17 protein-coding genes are annotated in these 20,777 nt (G+C 67.1%); 11 read left to right on the top strand and 6 right to left on the bottom strand.

Features of this window, described 5'->3' with window-relative positions:
* Positions 1-9 precede the first annotated feature (9 nt).
* Genes rph through IW252_RS01935 form a run of 3 tightly spaced genes read left to right on the top strand, consistent with a single transcriptional unit; the run spans position 10 to position 2,478 of the window.
* Positions 10-798, top strand: coding sequence for a ribonuclease PH (rph, locus tag IW252_RS01945; protein WP_196835030.1), 789 nt, complete (start codon positions 10-12; stop codon positions 796-798).
* Entirely contained in the window at positions 795-1,415 is a 621-nt protein-coding gene (gene rdgB, locus IW252_RS01940) for an RdgB/HAM1 family non-canonical purine NTP pyrophosphatase (protein WP_196835029.1), read from the top strand. Before rph ends, rdgB begins: the two co-directional genes overlap by 4 nt.
* A gap of 58 nt (positions 1,416-1,473) precedes the next feature.
* Complete coding sequence (locus tag IW252_RS01935; protein ID WP_196835028.1) at positions 1,474-2,478, top strand: exonuclease domain-containing protein; 1,005 nt, start codon at positions 1,474-1,476, stop codon at positions 2,476-2,478.
* A 52-nt stretch (positions 2,479-2,530) separates the two neighbouring features.
* On the opposite strand, the gene IW252_RS01930 is transcribed toward IW252_RS01935, so the two are convergent.
* Positions 2,531-3,388 (bottom strand): hypothetical protein, encoded by an 858-nt coding sequence (locus IW252_RS01930; RefSeq protein ID WP_196835027.1) that lies wholly within the window; start codon positions 3,386-3,388, stop codon positions 2,531-2,533.
* A gap of 66 nt (positions 3,389-3,454) precedes the next feature.
* On the opposite strand from IW252_RS01930, the gene IW252_RS01925 reads away from it, so the two are divergent.
* The 3 genes from IW252_RS01925 (at position 3,455) to IW252_RS01915 (ending at position 9,024) form a co-directional block, all read left to right on the top strand.
* On the top strand, positions 3,455-4,618 hold the full coding sequence (locus IW252_RS01925; protein WP_196835026.1) for an exonuclease SbcCD subunit D: 1,164 nt from the start codon (positions 3,455-3,457) through the stop codon (positions 4,616-4,618).
* Entirely contained in the window at positions 4,615-7,668 is a 3,054-nt protein-coding gene (locus tag IW252_RS01920; RefSeq protein WP_196835025.1) for an AAA family ATPase, read from the top strand. Before IW252_RS01925 ends, IW252_RS01920 begins: the two co-directional genes overlap by 4 nt.
* 147 nt (positions 7,669-7,815) lie before the next feature.
* Positions 7,816-9,024, top strand: coding sequence for an MFS transporter (locus IW252_RS01915; protein ID WP_231365867.1), 1,209 nt, complete (start codon positions 7,816-7,818; stop codon positions 9,022-9,024).
* On the opposite strand, the gene IW252_RS01910 is transcribed toward IW252_RS01915, so the two are convergent.
* The 5 genes from IW252_RS01910 to IW252_RS01890 form a co-directional block, all read right to left on the bottom strand.
* Positions 8,981-9,736, bottom strand: a complete 756-nt coding sequence (locus tag IW252_RS01910; RefSeq protein ID WP_196835023.1) for an IclR family transcriptional regulator — start codon at positions 9,734-9,736, stop codon at positions 8,981-8,983. The genes IW252_RS01915 and IW252_RS01910 overlap by 44 nt on opposite strands.
* A 188-nt stretch (positions 9,737-9,924) precedes the next feature.
* Positions 9,925-11,028, bottom strand: coding sequence for a 3,4-dihydroxyphenylacetate 2,3-dioxygenase (gene hpaD, locus IW252_RS01905; RefSeq protein WP_196835022.1), 1,104 nt, complete (start codon positions 11,026-11,028; stop codon positions 9,925-9,927).
* 73 nt (positions 11,029-11,101) lie between these two features.
* The gene (gene hpaE / locus IW252_RS01900; RefSeq protein WP_196835021.1) at positions 11,102-12,604 is read right to left on the bottom strand and encodes a 5-carboxymethyl-2-hydroxymuconate semialdehyde dehydrogenase; all 1,503 of its coding nucleotides are present in this window, start codon (positions 12,602-12,604) and stop codon (positions 11,102-11,104) included.
* A gap of 23 nt (positions 12,605-12,627) precedes the next feature.
* Entirely contained in the window at positions 12,628-13,314 is a 687-nt protein-coding gene (locus tag IW252_RS01895) for a GntR family transcriptional regulator (RefSeq protein WP_196835020.1), read from the bottom strand.
* Positions 13,301-14,785, bottom strand: a complete 1,485-nt coding sequence (locus IW252_RS01890; protein ID WP_196835019.1) for a fumarylacetoacetate hydrolase family protein — start codon at positions 14,783-14,785, stop codon at positions 13,301-13,303. Before IW252_RS01890 ends, IW252_RS01895 begins: the two co-directional genes overlap by 14 nt.
* A 190-nt stretch (positions 14,786-14,975) precedes the next feature.
* Here IW252_RS01890 and IW252_RS01885 point away from each other — a divergent pair, with 190 nt between their 5' ends.
* Genes IW252_RS01885 through IW252_RS01865 form a run of 5 tightly spaced genes read left to right on the top strand, consistent with a single transcriptional unit; the run spans position 14,976 to position 20,754 of the window.
* Entirely contained in the window at positions 14,976-15,794 is an 819-nt protein-coding gene (locus IW252_RS01885; protein ID WP_231365866.1) for an NUDIX hydrolase, read from the top strand.
* Complete coding sequence (gene nadA / locus IW252_RS01880) at positions 15,791-17,059, top strand: quinolinate synthase NadA (protein WP_196835018.1); 1,269 nt, start codon at positions 15,791-15,793, stop codon at positions 17,057-17,059. Before IW252_RS01885 ends, nadA begins: the two co-directional genes overlap by 4 nt.
* A complete protein-coding gene (locus tag IW252_RS01875; RefSeq protein WP_196835017.1) occupies positions 17,056-18,705 on the top strand; it encodes an L-aspartate oxidase in 1,650 nt (549 codons plus the stop codon). The genes nadA and IW252_RS01875 overlap by 4 nt, the downstream gene beginning before the upstream one ends.
* A complete protein-coding gene (nadC, locus tag IW252_RS01870; protein ID WP_196835016.1) occupies positions 18,683-19,618 on the top strand; it encodes a carboxylating nicotinate-nucleotide diphosphorylase in 936 nt (311 codons plus the stop codon). Before IW252_RS01875 ends, nadC begins: the two co-directional genes overlap by 23 nt.
* Positions 19,615-20,754: a cysteine desulfurase family protein gene (locus IW252_RS01865; protein ID WP_196835015.1), complete on the top strand. Its 1,140-nt coding sequence runs from the start codon at positions 19,615-19,617 to the stop codon at positions 20,752-20,754. The genes nadC and IW252_RS01865 overlap by 4 nt, the downstream gene beginning before the upstream one ends.
* Positions 20,755-20,777: the final 23 nt, after the last annotated feature.

The raw sequence follows: 20,777 nt of genomic DNA, 5'->3' as shown, positions 1-20,777 counted from the left end.
ACTGGTGGTATGACTTCCTCCGCACAGAACCCCAGCGCCACTGTGTCCAACGCCGCCGCGACCGACGTCACGCGGGAGGATGGACGCGCCACCGACGCACTGCGTCCCATCACGATCACGCGTGGCTGGTCCGCGCAGGCTGAAGGCTCAGCGCTGATTGAATTCGGGCAGACGCGGGTGCTCTGCACGGCGTCGTTTACCGAAGGGGTGCCGCGGTGGCTCAAGGGCGAGGGCAAGGGCTGGGTGACGGCGGAGTACGCGATGCTCCCGCGCGCCACCAATACCCGCAGCTCGCGCGAGTCCGTCAAGGGCAAGATTGGCGGCCGCACCCATGAGATTTCGCGGCTCATCGGCCGCTCGTTGCGTTCGGTCATTGACACCCGCGCGCTCGGTGAGAACACCATCGTCTTGGACTGCGACGTCCTGCAGGCCGACGGAGGGACCCGCACCGCGGCGATCACCGGGGCCTTCGTGGCGCTGGCCGAGTCTCTTCGCTGGGCCCGCGAAAACGGACTCCTCAAGCGCAAGGCCCAGGTCCTCACCGATACGGTCTCCGCCGTCTCGGTCGGCATCATCGACGGAGTGCCCATGCTGGATCTGCCATACGTGGAAGACGTGCGCGCGGAAACGGACATGAACGTCGTGGTCACCGGCAGCGGAGATTTCGTGGAGGTCCAGGGAACCGCCGAGGGGGCGCCGTTCAAGCGAGCGGAGCTCGACGCTCTGCTGGACCTGGCGTTGTTGGGTACCAGTGAACTGGCGCGCATTCAGCGGGACGTGCTGGAGGCGGACGCGTGAACGCGGAACCACGGTTGGTGCTAGCCACCCACAACCAGGGCAAGGTCAGAGAGCTTCGGCAGATGCTGCGGGGCCACGTCCCCGGGCTCGATGTCGATACTCAGGTCGTGGATGCGGCAGCCGTCGGCGCACCGGATGTCGTCGAATCAGGGGTGACCTTCGCGGAGAATTCGTTGCTGAAGGCCAACGCGGTGGCTCGTGCCACGGGCCTGTTGGCGATTGCAGATGACTCTGGGTTGGCCGTGGAGGTGCTCGGGGGAGCGCCGGGTATTTTCTCGGCCCGTTGGTCGGGGCGCCACGGCGACGACCGTGCCAACACGGAGTTGCTGTTGGCGCAACTGAGTGATGTGCCGGACGAGTTTCGTCAGGCAGCGTTCGTCTGCGCGGCCTCCCTCGCGGGCCCCGAGGGAGAGATCGCGGTGGAGTCGGGTCGGCTCGAGGGAACACTGCTGCGGGAGCCACGAGGCGACGGCGGTTTCGGGTATGACCCGATCCTCCAGCCCATCGGTGAGAGCCGGAGCTGCGCGGAGTTGAGCCCCGAGGAAAAGAATGCCATCAGCCATAGGGGTCGCGCGTTTGCCGCGCTGTTACCGGCCGTTGTCGCGGCCTTGAGCTAAGCCCCTAGTACCCGACATCGAGGGAGGGCGGCCTGCGGCCGCCAGACGAACACACCAGATGACGTATAACTTCACCGCGATCGATTTTGAGACGGCCAACGGATTCCGCGGTTCTCCGTGTAGCCTCGGCCTCGTGACTGTGCGCGACGGACGCATTGTCGACGAGAAACTGTGGGTCATGCGCCCGCCCGAGGGGTTCGACCACTTCGACCCGAGAAACGTGCAGATTCACGGCATCACCCCGGAGATGGTGGGACAAGCTCCGCGCTTTGGCGAGGTCTTCTCGGAGATCGCTCAAGCCATGGGCGACGATCTCGTCGTCGCGCACAATGCCGCCTTCGACCTCGGAGTGATTCGTTCGGCTCTCGAGGTGTCGGAACTGCCGGGCCCGGCCTTGCGGCACGCGTGCACCGTCATCTTGTCCCGCAAGAGCTATGATCTGCCGTCCTATTCGCTCCCGTTCGTCGCCGAGGCCGCCGGGGCGCCGCTCGAACACCACCACGACGCCCTTGAGGATGCTCGCGCCTGCGCCAACATCATGATCGACATCGGGAAGATCCATGGTGTCCAGCGCGTGGAAGAGCTGGAAGCCACACTGGGCAGCGGGTTTAGCCGTTCCCCGGCCTACACAGTGGGTGATCCCCTCTCGCGCGCTACCCGCGACGCGCAGAATTGGCGCGCGTCCGCGGGAACCATTCCCCGCCCTGACCGCTGGGAAGTGTGGCCTCAAGAGGGCAGCAATCCGGACCCCAACCCCGACGCCGATCCTGCGCATCCACTGGCGGGCCAGTGCGTCGTCTTCACGGGCAACCTGGGGATGAGCCGTCAGGAGGCTAAGAATCGGGCCGCGGCCGTCGGCGCGCAGACCGCGAGCCGGGTGACGCGCCGGACCACGGTGCTCGTGGTCGGCGATGGGTTCGTGGCCTCGGATTTGCGCAGCGGGCGTCTGACGTCGAAGGCGCGGGAAGTCCTCAAGAAGCGGGAATCCGGTCAGGGTATCGAAATCGTCTCTGAAGCGGAGTTCTTACAGATGGTCGGCGGGACCTGGCCCGCGTCGGTCTAACGCCGGACTCCCCACACGTCCCGAGGGTTCGAAGGCTACGGCCGGCCTCGAGCTAGCGTGGCAGCACCAGGCGCCGCCACCGCCCGGCGGCCTCGTCGACGACCTCGGTGATCGGCGAACCGCCCCACAACGCGCCGAGTGCTTGGGTGCCGCGCGCGGCGCCGATCAGCGCGGCCGTCAAATGCTCCGCTCCCTCCGGCAGTTGAGTCGGGTCTAGATGACTCGCTTCGGCGGCGGCCGCCGCCGCGGCGGACACCCGACGGGTGGCGTCGTCACCGGCTTCCTCGCTTGAGGAAGCGGCGGTGCTGGTCTCGACTGCCGTTCCTGCGAGCGATTGCAGCACGGCGGTGGGATCGTCGGCAGTGAGCAGCTCGAAGAGAGCTGGTCCCAACTGTGCAGCGGCGTCGAAGTCCGCAGCCGTTCCCGTGAGAGCGGCCGCATCAACGGCGAGTTGGCGGCGCGTTCCATCGCTGACATGAGGCAACATCCCCGGCACGAGTGCCCCCACGAGCGCCAGGTCAGAACGCGTCCCGGTGCGGTGCGGGTGCTGCCGGGTCGGCATATCGACCGTGTCCAGCATCCGCACCAGGGCTTCGTCTCCGGGCCGGACGTCAAGCGTGCCGATTCGGTGATCAATCCATCGGCCCAGCGGCTCGGGGGCGCCCGTGGGGAACTGGCCGGTGCTGGCGCGGTACCACCGCAACGTGGCAAGCCAGAGGCACGCCGCCTCGTCACTCGCCACGCCGTCGTTAGCCCACTCCAGCGCTTCCAGTAACCCGTCCATGACAAAGAGCGGATAGGCCGCTGTCGAGTCGATGGTTCCGGAGGAGGCGTACGCGCCCGCGGCGAGCATGGCGGCGGCACGATTCATGAACGTCTCTGGGTGGGGCACGGGCTGCTCAGAAGTCACCCGACCAGCATACGGAATCGGAGGACGCGCGCGTATTCTGTGGCCAGCGGCGCATAGGGTTGAATCATGTTGCTCCTGCATACCTCGGACTGGCACCTCGGCCGATCCTTTCACGGCACCGGAATGGAGGCCGCCCAACGCCGCTTCATTGACGAACTGGTGCGGACGGTGCGCGATTTATCAGTCGACGTCGTCCTGATTGCTGGCGACGTGTACGACCGGGCCATGCCTGGTGTCGACGTGGTCACACTGTTCGACGACGCGCTGGTGCGCCTCCGGGCCGCCGGTGCGCAGGTCGTGGTCACCAGCGGCAATCACGATTCGGCGATTCGGCTGGGGTTTGGGGCGCGCTTACTCGCCGCCGGGGGAGTGCATGTGCGCACGGAGGTCGAGCGCGTGGGCGAGCCCGTGGTGTTCGACGGCGGAGACCACCACGTGGCGATCTACCCCGTGCCGTACCTCGAACCACGGATGGTGCGCCACGCGCTCGGCGTGGAGGACTTGGGCCACCAGCCCGTCATGGACGCGGCTCTTGCAGCGGTTCGCGCCGATGTGGCGGAGCGCCGGAAGCACGCTTCTGTTCCCACGCTCGCGGTGGTGATGGCCCATGTCTTTGCCTCCGGGGCGGAGCCCTCGGACAGCGAACGCGAGCTCAGCATCGGAGGCGTGGACAGCGTCGCCGTGTCCACGTTCACGGACTTTGACTACGCGGCGCTGGGGCATCTACACGGTCGGCAGACCCTCGATCACCGTGTGCGCTACAGCGGCTCGCCGATCGCTTATTCCTTCTCGGAAGAACACCATCGCAAGGGTGCCTGGCTCGTTGCAACAGGACCCGACGGGGTGAGCAGCATCGACCCGGTGGAATGGACCCCTGAGCGCCGGCTCGCTACCCTCGTGGCCGACCTCGACGACCTCGAATCGAGTCCCGAGTACGACGACGCGGAGTCGGCGTACTGTCAAATTACCGTGACCGATCCCGAGCGTCCGCCGAAGGCTTTGGAACGGCTTCGCCAGCGATTCCCGTACCTGCTCAAGCTCGCCTTCGAGCCCCGGGGCCGCCGGGCCGATGCCGCCACCTACGCCTCGCGCGTCGCGGCAGCCCACGACCCGGCACAGGTGACGGGAGACTTCGTCGAGCATGTGCGGCAGCGGCGCCTGAACGCGGCTGAAGAGCGCGAAATGAGGCAGGCGTTTGCCGCCGTCCGGGAGGAGGAGACGAGCCGATGAGAGTTCATCAGCTGCAGGTGCAAGCGTTCGGCCCCTTCGCGGGACGGGAGAACATCAACTTTGATGTGTTCGGCACGGCCGGACTCTTCCTGCTCAATGGGGAAACGGGCGCTGGCAAGACGAGCGTGTTGGACGCGCTCTGCTTTGGCCTCTATGGGCAGCTACCTGGAGCTCGGCGAGGAACACGTTCGATCCGCAGTTCACACGCCGAGGACGCACTCGCGCCCGAGGTGCGGCTCGAGTTCAGCGTCCGGACGCGGCGTTTTGAGATCACCAGGTCCCCGTCGTGGGATCGGCCGAAGAAACGCGGGACGGGCACCACCAGCCAGCAAGCTCAAGCCCGGCTTCGCGAATGGGTGGATGATGCGTGGCAGGTGAAGTCCACCCGCAACGATGAGGTGGCCGCCGAGATCCATCGCATCATCGGGATGAACCTGGAGCAATTCACGCGCGTGGCGATGCTCCCGCAAGGTGAGTTTGCGCGCTTCTTGCGGGCGGAGGACACCGATCGGCACAAACTGCTGGAAAGCCTCTTCGACGTCAGCGAGTATCGGGCGGTCGAAGGGTGGTTCGTCGATCGACGTCGAACTCTAGCGGAGCGCGCCAGGGAAGCCGCGGCGGAACGACGGCACCTGATTGAGTCCATGGTCTCGGACGCTGACGCCAGTTCCTTCACGGACACATCAGCGGCAGCGAGGCCCGATCCGGAGGCCGCCCCGACGGACGCTGAGCAAACCTTGGAAGAGATCGCCTCCGCTCTCGCCCGCAGCGCCGACCAGGTCAAGAACGCGACCACCGCCGCAGCGACGCGGCGGGAAGCCGCCAGCTCGGCGCGCGAGTCGATTCGCCAACGCCGGCAGGACGCCGCCGACGTCGCCCGCTGGCGGCAAGCGCAAGCCCAGCACGAGGCCGCAGCGGAGGCCGTGACTCAGCGGAGGCAGGAACTGGAGGGTGACGCCCGGGCGGGGCGAGTCCTCGATGCTGTTGAACGTCTGCGCGGTGCTGCCGCCGCACTCGATAACGGCAGGGAACACGAGGCCTCAGCGCGGGCGCGCGCGGAACAACATGCTGTCGCGGCCGGATTCCTGCGTGACGGCGATGACGCGGCGCTGCGCACGGCGAGTGTGGCGCGTTCGGCCGCTGAACAGGAACGAGCGTCCGCGGCAGCCCTGCTGCCCGTAGAACGCGAGCAGCAGCAACTCGCTCTCGACCTAGCCGAAACGCAAGAGCGAGTCGCCCGATTGGATCGCCAGCTGGCCGACGCGCAGGAATTAGCCGCGGCGGCAGCCCGGCGCGCGGAGTCAGCTCAAGCTGAGGTGACGGCCCAGAGTGAGGTCCTCGAGCGCGACCCGGACGCCGAGCAGAACGTGAGGGCCGCCGCCGAGCGGCTGCGCGCCGCTGAAGAACGAGAAGCGCACGCTGACGAACACGCGCGCATCACGGCCGAATGGGTTGAACAGACCACGGCCCACGCCGACGCTCTCAAGCGGCATGCGCGTCTGGTCGCAGCCAGGCTGGGGCAAGCGGCATTAGCCCTCGCCGCCGATTTGTCGCCCGGCGTGCCCTGCGCCGTCTGTGGGGCCACAGAACACCCCGCACCGGCGCGCGCGGAGCACAGCGACGACGTCGTGACCGATCACGAGGTGGAGTCGGCCCAAGAGCGAGTTCAGGCGCTCGCCCGGACTTCCGACGCGGCGGCGCAGGCCCGGGCCTCGGCCGACGCCCGCCAGCAGCAACTCTCTGAGCGCGCTGGCGGTGAGTCTCTCGCGGCGCTCACGGAGCAGCACGAGCGCGCCCAGCAACGTCTGACCGTCGTGGAGGGCGCGCAACGGGCCCTCGCAACGGCGCGTCGTGATCTCCAGGAGGCCGCTAAGGCGGAAAAGACGGCGCAGCAGTCAGAAGCTGCTACCCGTGAACAGCGCGCAGCGGTCACCACACGGGCTCAGCAACTTCAGGTATCCGTGGAACAGGCCGACCGGAGACTTCTCGAGGCATCGGCCGGCGCAGAAACCTTGACGCAGCGGGTGAGCCAACTCCAAGAAGCTGTCGATCTACTTGACCGGTGGCGTCAGGCCGTCGACGCGCTTGAGCACCTTCAGGAGCACGAACGCGCGAGCCGGAGGGAAGTGGACACGGCGCTCGATGACGCGGGATTCGCCAGTGTTGACGAGGCGACGGCCGCCCGGCTCGAAGACGCAGAGCGTGCCGCGGCCACCGCGTCCGTGCGCGACTTCGAGCGTGAGGCGACGCGGGTGGCGACCCTCGCCGAGAATGATTCCGTGCGTCGCGGCGTCGCTGACGAGGAGGCCGGACGATCCGTGCCCAACGATGCCGAGGAGCAGCAGGCCCAGACCGCTTTCGAACAGGCCGAGGAGATCTACCGTGACCTCTTGACCGAACAGGGCCAGCTGGAGGGCCATGCGCGCCGTTTCGCGAGCCAACGGGAGTGCCTGGGCGAGCTGGAGCGCCGTACTGGTCCCCTCATCGAAGAGTACGAACTGATCAAGACGCTGGCCGACACGATGACCGGTGCGGGAGAAAACCGCTACCGCATGACGCTGAGCACGTACGTGCTGGCGGCACGCTTGGAAGCGGTCGCCGCCGCGGCCAACGAACGCCTAGAGGCTATGACGGACGGCCGCTTCCGCTTGGTACACGATGACGCCTCGGCGGGCCGCAGTAAGGGCGGATTGGGCCTCAAGGTCGTGGATGCCTGGACTGGCCAGCGCCGGGAAACGGGCACCCTCTCCGGCGGAGAGTCCTTCATGGCCTCCTTGGCACTGGCGCTCGGATTAGCCGACGTTGTTCAAGCCGAATCTGGCGGGGTCGATATGGAAACCCTGTTCGTGGACGAGGGTTTTGGCACGCTTGATCCGCTCACGCTGGAGCGTGTCATGGCTGCGCTCGACGGATTACGTGCCAGTGGGCGCATGGTCGGCATCGTGAGCCATGTTAACGAACTCAAGGAGCAAGTCGCCGCACAGCTCATCGTCTCCAAGGGGCGCAACGGATCGACGGTCCAGGTCTCCATCGGAGCCGAGATCGCGTAAAGTAGTTTCGTTATCAGGGTTTCGCGTAGTGGGTTGGCTGGGACACTACGCACGTTGCGAAGGACACGAGTCACTTTGTCACACCCCACTGCGCCCGCAGGCGCCAGCACCACTGCTGATCAACATCGCCAACCCGCATTTCGGGCGTTGGCACACCTGACGGGCAGGGCTTATCTCCCGATCAGCTTTACCGCACGCCTGCCCCTGGCGTTCCTCTCCATCGGCGTCCTCACGCTCATCGCGTGGTCCACCGGCTCGTATGCGGCCGGCGGCCTGGCGGCCGCCATCACCGGCATCGGGCAGGCTATCGGTGGGCCCCTCTCCGGGTACCTCGCCGATCGGACGACTCAGCGCACGGTCCTCCTCCCCGGAGCCACCGCTCATGCCGTCCTTCTGGCAGCGTTAGTGTGGCAGGGGTTCGGAGCCGAAGACGTCGGCGCGCCGCTGCTGATCATCGCGTTCCTGACCGGGCTCACGTGTCCGCAGGTCGGGTCGATGTCCCGCGTGCGGTGGCAGCGCCTGACGGAGGGCCGCGCCACCGGCCGCCGCGAACTCACCGCCGCCCTGAGCCTTGAATCGATGGCCGATGAACTGACATTTGTCCTGGGGCCGGCGCTCGTGGGCTTCCTGGCCTCGCTGGCGAGCCCCTGGTTGCCGCTGGCCGCCGCCGCAGCTGTCACCGCCGTCATGGTCCCGTGGTTCGCCTTACACCGCACGGCGGCGCAGGCTCAACGCGTGCACGATGACGGTGCAACGGCCACGGGCCACGTCGCGCGGGCTCGCTGGACCCCGCGCGCCATCGCCGGAGTGAGCGCGGCCGTCGTCGGCATGATGGGCATGGGCGGACTCTTTGGCACCATTTCGGCCAGTTCCGTGGCCTTCGCCGGCGAGGGAGGAAATTCGAGCGCCGGCGGGCTCTTCTACGCGGCCATGGGAGTCGCCTCCGCGGCAACGGCCCTCTCCGTGTCGGCCTGGCCCAGCGCCTGGGGGCAGTCCGCGCGCTGGCTCGCCTGCTCCGTCGTGCTCGTCCCGGCGGTGGCCCTTCTGCTCGCCGTCGAGTCTGTTCCGGCGATGGTCGCCGTCGTGTTTCTGATTGGGCTTCCGATCGGACCGGTGCTCGTGACCGTCTACACGATTGGAAGCCAAACCGCGCCGGCCGGGCGCATGAGCACGGTCATGACGATGCTTGCCAGCGGCGTCGTGGTGGGCGTGTCCTTGGGCAATGCTGGTGCCGGAGCCGCGGCGGACGCGGGCGGTAGCGCCGGTGCCTTTGCCACCGTGATGACGGCGGCGCTCGTGCTGCTGGGGGCGGCTATCGCGAGTGCGCTGGTGCGGCGCCGAGCGCGCGCTCGATAGCCTCCGCGGCACGCACCATGCGTGCCCCGAGGTCGTCGACCGGGGCGGGCGGCGTCGCCGTGGCAAAGACGACGGCGACGGCCGCCGGCAGTTGATGCGGCACCCGGATGGGTGCGGCCACGGCCGACACGCCAGGAATCACCTCATCGTGGCTGACACCGTAGCCTAGACGCGCGGCCTCGTGGGAAGCGTCTCGATAAGGCTCTTCGGGCATCCGCTCGCTCCACTCCGCGGCCGAGAGTGCTGATTGGATGGCAATGCCCGGGGCCCCGCGATTAAACGCGTGGCGAGATCCGGGACGCTGAATCACGGCAGCGTCGCCGTGCCGCGGTTCCACGTTAGCCAGCGTGAAACAATCGCGCTGATCCCACACAGCCACGAAAGAGCAAACGCCAAATTCCTCTGCCACCTCGGCCAATTCCGGAACAGACGCCGACTGCAAATCGCGCTGCACCCCGCGGGCCAAGGTGACCAGGCCGGGGGCTAGCTGGACGCGTCCTGAGCCATCACGCATCACCAAGAGGTGAGTTTCCAGTGTGCGCAGGATGCGGTAGGCGATTGATCGGTGGACCCCTAGGGCCCCCGCCAAGTCGGCAATGGTCATCGGTGCGCCGGATTCGGCCAAAATCTCCAGCATGCGGATCCCGCGCGAGAGCGTTTGGGACGCGGGTTTGGAACCGGCGGACTCGCCGGCGTTCTGCTCAATTGTCATGGCCACCTCGGAAACTGTACGGGGGTCGTGTCGGCCCACCCATCTGATCTAAATCAGAACACGGCAGTCGACTATCGAACAAGGCCGACCCGCCGCTGACGACGAAGGGCGGCTAGCTCCGTCGGTCGAGAAGGAGCTAGCCGCCACCGGCGGGCGTGCGAGGCCGCGTGGGGAACGCGCCTCGAGGGTTACAGCTGGTTGCCGAGCTTGAAGCCTTTCGACGCCTGCCCGCGGTAGGTGCCGTCCTCGTCATGCTCGCGCGTGTAGGAGAAACCGTCGGCACCCACGGTCACGGCCATCTCGGAGTCGTCGGTGCGTTCGACGACGTGCTGCGGATTGCCGTCGAGGTCCAAGACCAGCGACGCCTCGGTGTACCACGACGGAACCACAGGATTTCCCCACCAGTCGCGTCGCTGATTGTCGTGCACGTCCCACGTGATCGTGGGGTTGTCGGGATCGCCCGTGTAGTAGTCCTGCGTGTAGATCTCGATACGGTGATCGTCCGGGTCCAAGATGTAGAGGTAGAACGCGTTGGAAACACCATGACGCCCCGGACCGCGCTCGATCCGGTCGGAGAGACGGAGCGCGCCCATCTTGTCGCAGATCTGGATGATGTTGTGCTTCTCGTGCGTGGAGAAGGCCACGTGGTGCAGGCGCGGCCCGTTGCCACCGGTCAGTGCCGTGTCGTGCACGGTTCCCTTGCGGTGCATCCACGCGGCGTAGGTGGTGCCCTCCTCGTCCTTGATGTCTTCGGTGACCCGGAAGCCCAAGTCTTCGAGGTACTTGCGGCCCCGCGGAACGTCGGGGGTGACCTGATTGAAGTGGTCCAGACGCACCAGTTCACCGGCCGAGTAGAGGTCGTAGCGCATGTGCAGCCGCTCGACGTGCTCGACCTCGTAGAAGAACTCGTACGGGAAGCCGATGGGATCCTCGACGCGGACGGAATCGCCGATGCCACGGACAAAACCGTTGCTGCGCCGCTCGGTGCGGCAGCCCAGTTCCTGGAAGTACGCCTCGGCCTTGTCCACATCCTCCGGGGTCCGCACGCGGTAGGCGAAGGCCTTGGCCGCGGCGACTGGTCCCTTGGTGAGGACGAGGTTGTGGTGAATGAACTCCTCAAAGGAGCGCAGGTAGATCTGCTCATCGTCTTCGTAGGTCACGTGCAGGCCCAGCAGGTCGACGTAGAAGTCGCGGGACTTGGCCAGGTCGGTGACGACGAGCTCCATGTATGCGCAGCGGACGATGTCTGGCGCGGGGGCGGTTGGCTTAGGGATTTCGGGCAGGGTGGTCATGATGTGTCCTTGTTGTTCGTCGGGGACGACGGCGGCGCGCGGCGTCGGGCGCCGCCGTCACGGTGGGTGGGGGTTAGGCCTTACCGAAGACGGGGTTGTGAACCTCGCCCAGGTTGATGTGCACGGCCTGCTGGTCGGTGTAGAAATCGATCGAACGGTAGCCGCCCTCGTGACCCAGGCCGGAGGCCTTGACTCCGCCGAACGGGGTCCGCAGGTCGCGCACGTTGTTCGAGTTGAGCCACACCATGCCGGCCTCGACGTTCTGGGCGAAGTTATGGGAACGCTTCAGGTCGTTGGTCCAGATGTAGGCGGCGAGGCCGTAGCGGGTGTTGTTGGCCAGCTCGAGCGCCTCCTCGTCCGTGTCGAACGGCGTGATGGCGACGACGGGGCCGAAGATCTCCTCCTGGAAGATGCGGGCGTCGGGGGAGACGTCGGCGAAGACCGTCGGAGAAACGAAGTTGCCCTCCGGGAACTCCTCGGGGCGGCCGCCGCCGGCCGTCAGCCTGGCCTCGGACTTGCCGATCTCGATGTAGGACATGACCTTCTCGAAATGCTCAGGGTGCACCAGGGCGCCCACCTCCGTGGATTCGTCCTCGGGCAGGCCCACCTTCACGCGGCTCGCCTGAGCGGAGTAGCGCTCCACGAACTCGTCGTAGATGCTGCGCTCGACGAGGATGCGGGAGCCGGCGGTGCAGCGCTCGCCATTGAGTGAGAAGACTCCAAAGATCGTCGCGTCGATCGCGGCATCCAGGTCCGCGTCGGCAAAGACGACGGCCGGCGATTTGCCGCCGAGTTCCATCGACAGACCCTTGAGGTACGGCGCCGAGTTTCCGAAGATGATTTGGCCGGTGCGGGACTCGCCCGTAAAGGAGATCAGCGGAACGTCCGGGTGCTTGACGAGGGAATCACCGGCGAACCCTTCCTCTCCGTAGCCGTGCACGATGTTGAAGACGCCCGCCGGCAGGCCAGCCTCCTCGAAGATCTCCGGCCACAGCGAGGCCGAGAGGGGGGTGAACTCAGCAGGCTTGAGCACCACGGTGTTGCCCGTGGCCAAGGCCGGGCCGAGCTTCCAGGACTCGAGCATGAACGGGGTGTTCCACGGCGTGATGAGGCCCGCGACGCCGATCGGCTTGCGGTTGACGTAGTTCGCTTGCCGCCCCGGGACCTTGAACGCGTCGTCGTGCTGGGCGACGATGAGGTCCGCGAAGAAGCGGAAGTTCTCGGCGGCGCGGTGGGCCTGACCCAGCGCCTGCTTGATCGGCAGACCCGTGTCAAAGCACTCCATCTCGGCGAGGTCGCGACCGCGAGTCTCGATGATGTCGGCGATCTTGTGGAGCACGCGCGAGCGCTCTCGCGGCAGCATCTGTGGCCACGGCCCGTTGTCAAAAGCCTCCTTGGCGGCGGCCACGGCAGCGTCGATGTCCGCCTTCTTGCCGGAAGCCGCTTGGATGTAGGCCTCGTTGGTGACGGGGTTGAGGACGTCGAAGGTCTCGCCGTCGATCGAATCAACATGCTCGCCGCCGATGTAGTGCTGAATGGCGGTCGGCAGGTTCTGGGGCACGAATTGCTTGCTCATCAAGTTCCTTTCGTCGTTGAAGGTTAGGCAGTAGTGGTTGGTTGGGGCAGATAGAGGGGCGATGCCGGGAGACCGGCCGCTTCGAGATAGGCGTTCAGCGTGTTGGTGCGGTGGGCGCGAGCGGCGACCTCGACCTCGGCGGGGCTGGCCCCCGAGTCAATCAGGTCGATGAGTGCCGCGTGCTCGGCCACAGATTGATGAGCGCGTCCGGGGATCGTGGTGAAGCTGGAGGCGCGCATGGCCCGCATTCGCTTCCAGCCGCGTTGCACCAAGTCCAAGATGTGCGGGTTGGGGCAGCGGTCGTAAATCACCGCGTGAAACGCATCGTTGAGTTGGGTGAATCGTTGCGGATCGAAGCGGTCCAGACATGCTGCCAGCTCGGCGTTGAGGCGCCGGGCCTGGGCCAGATCATCGTTGGTGAGGTGCGGTACCGCCAAGGCCGTCGCCGCGCCCTCGAGAACGGACAGGGTTTGCATCGTGTGCAGATACAGCGTCGCGTCCACATGGGCCACGGTCGCACCGATGTTCCGCTCGAAGTTGACCAGACCTTCCGCCTCGAGCCGGCGGATGGCCTCGCGGACCGGGACCACGGAGCACCCCAAGCGCTGGGCAATCGTACTGAGCACCAGCCGGTAGCCGGGGGAGTACTCCCCGGACGTGATCTTCTCCGCCAGCAGCTCGTACGCCTGCTGGGACTTAGAGGGAGTCAACGTCGGCTCCCGAGTCCACCCACTCGTGGTACTTCTTGAGCCACTCTTTGTTCATCGGGAACAGGCCCTCGATCTGATGGCCCTTCTTGACGTGGGCGAAGACGAAGGCATCGCGGCGTTCCTGCTCGGCGGCCTCCGCAGCGACTTCGGCGACCAGCGTCGGTGGGATCACCAAGACGCCGTCACTGTCAGCCACCACGACGTCGCCGGGCTGCACCGTGGTCCCGCCGCATCCGATCGTCTCGTCGATACTCCACGGCACGTGCTTGCGGCCGAGGACGGCGGGGTGAGCGCCGTTGTGGAAGAGCGGGATGTCGAGTGCCTCAACGGCGGAGAGGTCCCGCACGCCGCCGTCAGTAATGATGGCTTCGGCGCCGAGGACTTGGCTGCGCAAGGCGAGAATGTCGCCCAGGGTGGCCGAACCCGTCTCGCCCCGAGCCTCCATGACCAGGATTTCGCCCGGCTGCAGCGAGTCCATGGCCTGCTTCTGCGTGTTATAGCCGCCGCCATGGGATGCGAAGAGGTCCTCGCGGTTGGGCACGTAGCGCAGGGTCCTGGCCACGCCGATCACTTTCTGTGTTCCCTTCGTCGCCGTGAGGCCCTCGATCGCGACGTTGTTCAGTCCGCGCTTGCGCAGCGAGGCAGAGATCGTGGCCGTGGCCACCTCCTGCAACTGAGCCCGCACGGTATCGGTCAGCGCTTCGCGCCCGGTGACGGGGCGTTCCACGCCAGCCGCAGTGGCCGTGCCAAAGGCGTCGATGCGATCGGCGTCCGTGACCTTGATGGGGTTGCCGAATGCGGCGAATCCCGCCGTGCCTGCCGTCACCGTGGTGGTCAGCCGGCCCGTCGACGCGCCGGAGGCGACGTCGTCCACCTGCACCTCGACGACGTCGTCGGGCACGATGACGGAGGAACCGGCTGGGGTGCCGGTGAGGATGACGTCGCCGGGCTCAAGGGTCATCTGCTGGGACAGATCCGCGACGATCTGTCCGAAGGAGAAGAGCAGTTCCTCGGTAGTGGCGTCCTGAACCACCTCCCCGTTGACCCAGGTGCGGAGCCGAAGCTGCGTGGGATCAATGGTGCGGGCGTCGAGCAGCTCGGGGCCGATCGGGGTAAAGCCGTCGCCTGATTTGGAACGCACATTGGACCCCTTGTCGGCGTACTTGATGTCGTAGAGGCCCAAGTCGTTGCTGGCGGTGACGTGGCTGACGAAGTCCCATCCGGCCTCGGGGGTCACGCGGCGCGCCGTCGATCCCATGATCAGGGCAATCTCTCCCTCGAAGGCGAGTAGTTCCGTACCCGCGGGGCGCTCCACCGTGCCGCCCGTCCCGGCGAGCGAGGAGGCGGCCTTCATGAAGTAGGAGGGGAATTTCGGGGTGCGGCCGCGCTGCTCGGCGCGGGAGCGGTAGGCGAGGTGAACGGCGAGGACCTTTCCGGCCCTCTCGCGGATCTGCGCTGCGGTGGAATTCACGAACCCTCCAAGAAGAAATCTGTCTCGTGTATGAAATCGTATACGATTAGTGTGGTCGGAGTCACCCGGGAAGTCAAGCGGTCGCCAGAGATTTTTCGTGCGGGGCCGGACACGAGCCGTCTCGCAACTACCGCCGCAGGCCGTCGTTAGTTATAGTCACCATGACCATAAGCCGCGGAGGTGAGTAGTGATGGACCATCTGAATGTCTCGGAGCGGGCGGCCGTGAGCCCGGAGGTCGCGGTGTCGACCGTGATCTTCTCGCTGCGCCGCAGCACTTGCGAGCCATCGGCCTCGGCTCAACTCTGGATTCCTTTGGTACGCAGGACCCGCGAGCCGTACCGCGGTCAATGGGCCCTGCCGGGGGGACCGCTCGCGGCCCACCAATCGCTGCAAGGTGCCGCCGCGGAGAACCTCCGCACGACGACGGGACTCGTGCCCCGCTACCTAGAACAGCTCTACACGTTCGGCGGTGTGGACCGCTCGCCAACACAGCGAGTGGTCACGATTGCCTATTGGGCTCTCGTGCGCGAGGACGAGAGCGGCGGAGATGCTCTCTTCGGCACGGCGTGGGGTGCGCGGACCGTCAGCTCCCAAATCCGTGACGACCCCAACGTGGCGTGGTTCCCCGTGGACTCTCCTCAGGTGCGGGAGGGCCTTGCCTTTGATCACTCGAACATCGTGGACTACGCGCTATGGCGGCTGCGCAACAAGGTCACCTATGGCCAGATTGCTAATCGCTTCGTGGGGGAGACCTTCACGCTCGGCCAGGTCCGCGAGGTCTACGAAGCGGTCTTGGGCCGGCGCCTCGACCCGGCGAACTTTCGGCGCCAGCTCATGGGTGCGGCGGGACTCGAGGACACCGGCGAATATCTCCACGGTGTCAAACACCGCCCGCCCAAGCTCTACCGCTACGTCGAGCCGGAGCCACGTGCAGAGCAGTCGGAAGCAGAACAGACCACAAACCCGAGCGGCACCCGCCCGCTCGCCCAGGAAGGAAGCCGCGCATGAGCAGCGTCAACGTCACGATCCAGAGCCGCGTCTCGGCGACAGACGCCACGGGGGGCACCTGCACCCCAGATTTGGCCCGCTCACCGTGGAACTTTGACGTCGGGTCGCCGGCCTACGGGCCGGGCTCGTCGATGGACGACGTCGCCCCCGCCACCACCCCTCGCCAGGGCAGCATTCCCGCGGAGTATCGTGAGGCGAGTGACGCGGAGCTGGCCGAGCGGATCCGCGCCGCCAAGTCCACCTTGGGGGACGACGTCGTCATCTTGGGGCACTTTTACCAACGGGACGAAGTGGTAGAGCACGCGGACTTCGTGGGCGATTCCTTCCAACTCGCTAACGCCGCCCTCACGCGCCAGGACGCCCGGCACATCGTGTTTTGCGGGGTCCACTTCATGGCGGAAACCGCAGACATTCTTTCCCGCGATGACCAGTCGGTTATTCTGCCGAACCTTGCTGCCGGTTGCTCGATGGCCGATATGGCCGACACGGACAGCGTCGAGGAGTGCTGGGAGCAGCTCATGGAGCTCTACGCCGACGAAGACGGCGATCAGGCCCCGGTGATTCCGGTGACCTACATGAACTCCTCCGCGGCGCTCAAGGCCTTCGTGGGCCGTCACGGCGGCATCGTGTGTACGTCCTCGAACGCCACCACCGTGCTCAACTGGGCGTTCGCACGCGGGCGGCGCGTCTTGTTCTTTCCCGACCAGCATCTGGGGCGCAACACGGCCAAGGCACTCGGCGTACCGCTGGATCAGATGCCGCTCTGGAACCCGCGGCGGGCCCTCGGCGGCAACGAGGCCGCCACGCTGCGTGCCGCTCGCGTGATTCTGTGGCACGGTTTTTGCTCCGTTCACAAGCGCTTCACGGTGGGCCAGATCGATGCGGCGCGCCAGCAATACCCGAACGCTCGGGTGATTGTTCATCCGGAATGCCCTATGGAGGTCGTCGACGCGGCCGACGCGGCGGGCTCGACGGACTTTATTCGCAAGGACGTCGCCGCTGCTACCGAGCCAACGGTGTTCGCCATCGGTACCGAAATCAATATGGTCAATCGGCTCGCCGACGAGTATCCCCAGCACACGATCTTTTGCCTCGATCCGGTCATCTGCCCCTGTTCCACTATGTACCGCATTCACCCGGGCTACCTCGCGTGGGTCCTCGAGGAACTGGTGGCAGGGCGCGTCGTCAACCAGATCACGGTCGACCCCCAGTCGACGCGCGAGGCGAAGATCGCCCTGAGGCGCATGCTCGACGCGAAGCCATGAATCTGCCGCAGCACGTCAGTCTCATCGTCGTGGGCTCGGGGATCGCGGGCCTGTACGCTGCCGTGTGCGCCGCCGAGCACGCCCAGCGGCACCGGACGGCGCTGCCGCTGCTGGTGACGAAGGACCGGTTACAGGACTCCAATACGTGGTACGCCCAAGGCGGGATTGCCGCGGTCAGCCCAGACTCCGTCGCCGCGGGAGACAGTATTGCGGCGCACATCGAGGACACGCTCGCCGCTGGCGCGCAGGCGGGTCACCCCGCCGCCGTGGACGTCCTGTGCCGGGAAAGTTGGCAGGACGTGCACCGCCTGATCGCCCTCGGGACGGACTTTGACCGCGACGGCGACCGGTACGCCCTCGGGCTCGAAGGGGCCCACCGCTACGCGCGCATTCTGCACCACGGTGGTGACGCGACCGGGGCTGGCATCGCCCGGACGCTGATCGCTGCCTGCCGGCAGGCTGAAGCCAACGGTCATCTGCACATCGCCACGGAGGCGTTCGCCACGGAGGTGGTGACCCGTGGCGGCGCCGCCACGGGCGTTCGCCTCGCCGTCCACGGCCAGCCTCCCGTCGAGGTCGGATCCAACGCGGTCTTGTTGGCCACCGGAGGAATCGGTCAAGCGTTTGCCGCCACCACCAATCCTCGGGGGGCCACGGGCGACGGCGCCGCCCTCGCTTGGCGCGCCGGGGCTCGACTGGCTGATGCCGAATTCGTCCAGTTCCACCCGACCCTCGTCGATACGTCCGCGCTCACCGGACGATTACCCGCAGATCGTCCCGCGCTCATGGTGACCGAAGCGGTGCGCGGCGATGGGGCCCTCCTCGTGGATGGCACCGGAACTCGCTTCATGCCCGCCATCGATGCGCGCGCGGAACTGGCCCCGCGAGACGTCGTGGCACGCGCCATCCACCACGCGCGGCGGACCACGGGAGCCTGTTGGCTCGACGCGCGTCCCGTTGAGCGTCAACGAGGGACCGGCTACCTGGCCCACCGGTTTCCTCAACTGGTTGCTGGCCTGCAACACTTCGACGTCGATCCCGCCCGCGAGCCGATCCCCGTGACGGAGGCCCAGCATTATTGGATGGGCGGAGTCGCCACGAACCTCGACGGTGCCACGGAAGTCCCCGGCCTCTTTGCCGTGGGGGAAACAGCGCACACCGGCGCGCACGGTGCCAACCGGCTCGCCTCGAACTCGCTGACCGAGGCCCTCGTTTTTGCCCGCCGGGCGGTCGCCTCCGCGCTCGCCGGCCCGCCGCTCGGCACGCCGGGTGAGCAACGATCCGAGCCAGCCCCCAGAGCGCCGGGATCACCGGCCGACAGCTCGGCCGTGACGGGCCAGCTCGTCACGGCCGAGCTGGCCCGTCACGTCCAGGAGATCGCTTCCGCGGAACTGGGCGTGGTGCGCAGCGCCGCGGGGTTGCGGCGAGCTCTGACGGAGCTGAACCGCCTGCGGGCCATCGCTGACGCTCGCGTCGCGGCAGCGAGCGGCGTGGACCGCGCGGCGTCCGAGCTGGCCAACCGTGCCCTTGTCGCCAGCCTCATTGCCGAGGCTGCGTTGGCCAGAACCGATTCCCTCGGGGCCCATTGCCGCCTCGACGCCACCATGGATCAGGAGAAAGTACATGAGCACCTGTCCCACGCCTAGCGGAACTCACGCGTGGCACGCGCCACGGCCGGTAGCGCGCGCCGTCGTCGAACGCGTTGTTGCGGCCGCATTGGACGAAGACGCACCAGCGGGGGATGTGACCGCTGACGTGCTGATCCCCGCCGATGCCGAGGCCACGGGGCACGTGGTCGCCCGCGAACCGGGCGTCTGTTCCGGGCTAGCCGCGTTCGCCGAGGCGATGCGGCAGGTCAACCCCGCCGCCATCGTGCAGCCCGTGGCGGCGGACGGGGATGCGTTCGAGCGCGGTCAGACGTTGGCCACGGTGACCGGACCTGCCCGCGCGCTCCTCACCGGTGAGCGCGTGGGTCTTAACCTGCTCCAACGCTTGAGCGGGATCGCCACGGCGACCGCGGGCTTGGTCAAGGCGGTGGGAGACGCGCGGTCGGCGGCCGGCGAACGCATCCGGGTTGCAGACACCCGGAAAACGACGCCGGGGCTTCGCGCGTTGGAACGGTACGCGGTGCGCTGCGGCGGCGGGTTCAATCATCGGGACAACCTGTCGGAAGCGGTTATGGCCAAGGACAATCACCTCGCGCTGCTCGGCACCGGCCCCGCCCTGACGGAAGCGCTGCGCGCCGCCAAGCGTCGCCTGGGGCACACCGTGCACTTCGAGGTCGAGATCGATTCCCTCGATCAGCTGGAATCCGTGGTCGCCGCCGGGGTGGACACGGTGATGCTCGACAATTTCACGCTCGCGGATCTCGCCGCGGGAGTACGCGCGGTGCGAGGTCGATGCCTCGTGGAAGCCTCGGGGAACATCTCGCGAGCGACGATCGCCGACGTGGCCGCGACGGGGGTGGACGTGATTTCTTCGGGCGCGCTCACCCACAGCGTCCGCGCCATTGACTTGGGGCTCGACTTCGAGGTCAGCACCAGCGCGGGGCATCGATGATCTACATGGATGCGGCCGCCACGACGGCGGTGAACCAAGAGATTCTGCAGACGATCTGGCCCCTGCTCAGCCACGACTTTGGTAATCCATCAAGTCGACACGAACTCGGCGCCTCCGCGGCCCGTGCTCTGGACTACGCCCGCGGTACGGCGGCCGACGCGCTCGGTGTGCGCGGATCCGACGTCGTCTTTACCTCCGGCGGAACGGAGGCGAATAATCTCGCCCTGAAGGGGCTGGCGTTGGCCGCACCCCGCGGCAAGCATCTGGTGATCTCGCAGATCGAGCACTCGTCGATTCACCGCGCTGCGGAGGACCTCGAGCGCCTGCACGGGTTCGACGTGTCCGTCGTCGGCGTGGACGCGTCCGGCGTTGTGGACCCGGCGGACGTCCAGCGCGTTCTGCGGGCCGACACCACGCTGGTATCCGTCATGGCGGCCAATAACGAGGTCGGCACGGTGCAGCCGATCTCCCGGATTGCGGCAGTCGCCAAAGATGCCGGCGCGCTGATGCACACCGACGCTGTGCAGGCCGCGGCCTGGCTCGACGTACCGCAGCTCGCCGCCCAGGTCGACGCCTTGAGCATCTCCGGGCACAAGCTGGGTGGGCTTAAAGGCGCCGGTGTCCTCATGGTCCGCGCGCGCCACGAGTTGGTTTCGCAGATCTCCGGCGGCGGCCAGGAACGGGGACGCCGGTCCGGCACGGAGAACGTCGCTGGGGCCGTGGCCACCGCCTTGGCGTTGAAAAACGCCGTGGTGGCCACGGCAGAGGACGACGGCACGGCGCAGCGGTTCGCTGAGTACTTGCGCGACGGCGTCGTCCGTGGCGTGGGGGAGCGCGCGCTGCCGACGGGCGACCCGCACCAGCGGGTCCCGGGGATCGTTTCCTTCTGCTTTCCCGGTACCAGTGGCGAAGCAGTCCTCCTCGAGCTGGAGCGCCGGGGAGTGCTGTGCTCATCGGGTTCTGCGTGCCACGCCGACAGCGAGGAACCCTCGCCCGTTCTCTTAGCCATGGGATTCAGCCCCGACGTGGCCCTTACCTCCGTCCGATTGAGCTTCAGCCGCGGGGTGAAGGAGGCTGAGATCACTCAAACGGTCCGCGCCGTCGTCGCAGCCGTCAACGCGGTCGCCGGGACCTAAGCAGCCGCCCTGACGCCCGAGCG

The sequence above is a fragment of the Zhihengliuella flava genome, assembly GCF_015751895.1.
In the GTDB taxonomy this organism is placed as follows: Bacteria; Actinomycetota; Actinomycetes; order Actinomycetales; family Micrococcaceae; genus Zhihengliuella; species Zhihengliuella flava.
Note: the sequence above shows the minus strand (reverse complement) of the source record. Positions and strands in the feature narration are given on the sequence as shown.

Bases quoted from the DNA above. Each gene is read 5' to 3' on its own strand.
- IW252_RS01865 (WP_196835015.1), top strand. From the start codon at position 19,615: ATGATCTACATGGATGCGGCCGCCACGACGGCGGTGAACCAAGAGATT.
- hpaE (WP_196835021.1), bottom strand. From the start codon at position 12,604: ATGAGCAAGCAATTCGTGCCCCAGAACCTGCCGACCGCCATTCAGCAC.
- IW252_RS01875 (WP_196835017.1), top strand. From the start codon at position 17,056: ATGAATCTGCCGCAGCACGTCAGTCTCATCGTCGTGGGCTCGGGGATC.
- IW252_RS01920 (WP_196835025.1), top strand. From the start codon at position 4,615: ATGAGAGTTCATCAGCTGCAGGTGCAAGCGTTCGGCCCCTTCGCGGGA.
- IW252_RS01935 (WP_196835028.1), top strand. From the start codon at position 1,474: ATGACGTATAACTTCACCGCGATCGATTTTGAGACGGCCAACGGATTC.
- nadA (WP_196835018.1), top strand. From the start codon at position 15,791: ATGAGCAGCGTCAACGTCACGATCCAGAGCCGCGTCTCGGCGACAGAC.
- hpaD (WP_196835022.1), bottom strand. From the start codon at position 11,028: ATGACCACCCTGCCCGAAATCCCTAAGCCAACCGCCCCCGCGCCAGAC.
- rph (WP_196835030.1), top strand. From the start codon at position 10: ATGACTTCCTCCGCACAGAACCCCAGCGCCACTGTGTCCAACGCCGCC.
- IW252_RS01925 (WP_196835026.1), top strand. From the start codon at position 3,455: ATGTTGCTCCTGCATACCTCGGACTGGCACCTCGGCCGATCCTTTCAC.
- IW252_RS01885 (WP_231365866.1), top strand. From the start codon at position 14,976: ATGGACCATCTGAATGTCTCGGAGCGGGCGGCCGTGAGCCCGGAGGTC.
- nadC (WP_196835016.1), top strand. From the start codon at position 18,683: ATGAGCACCTGTCCCACGCCTAGCGGAACTCACGCGTGGCACGCGCCA.
- IW252_RS01910 (WP_196835023.1), bottom strand. From the start codon at position 9,736: ATGACAATTGAGCAGAACGCCGGCGAGTCCGCCGGTTCCAAACCCGCG.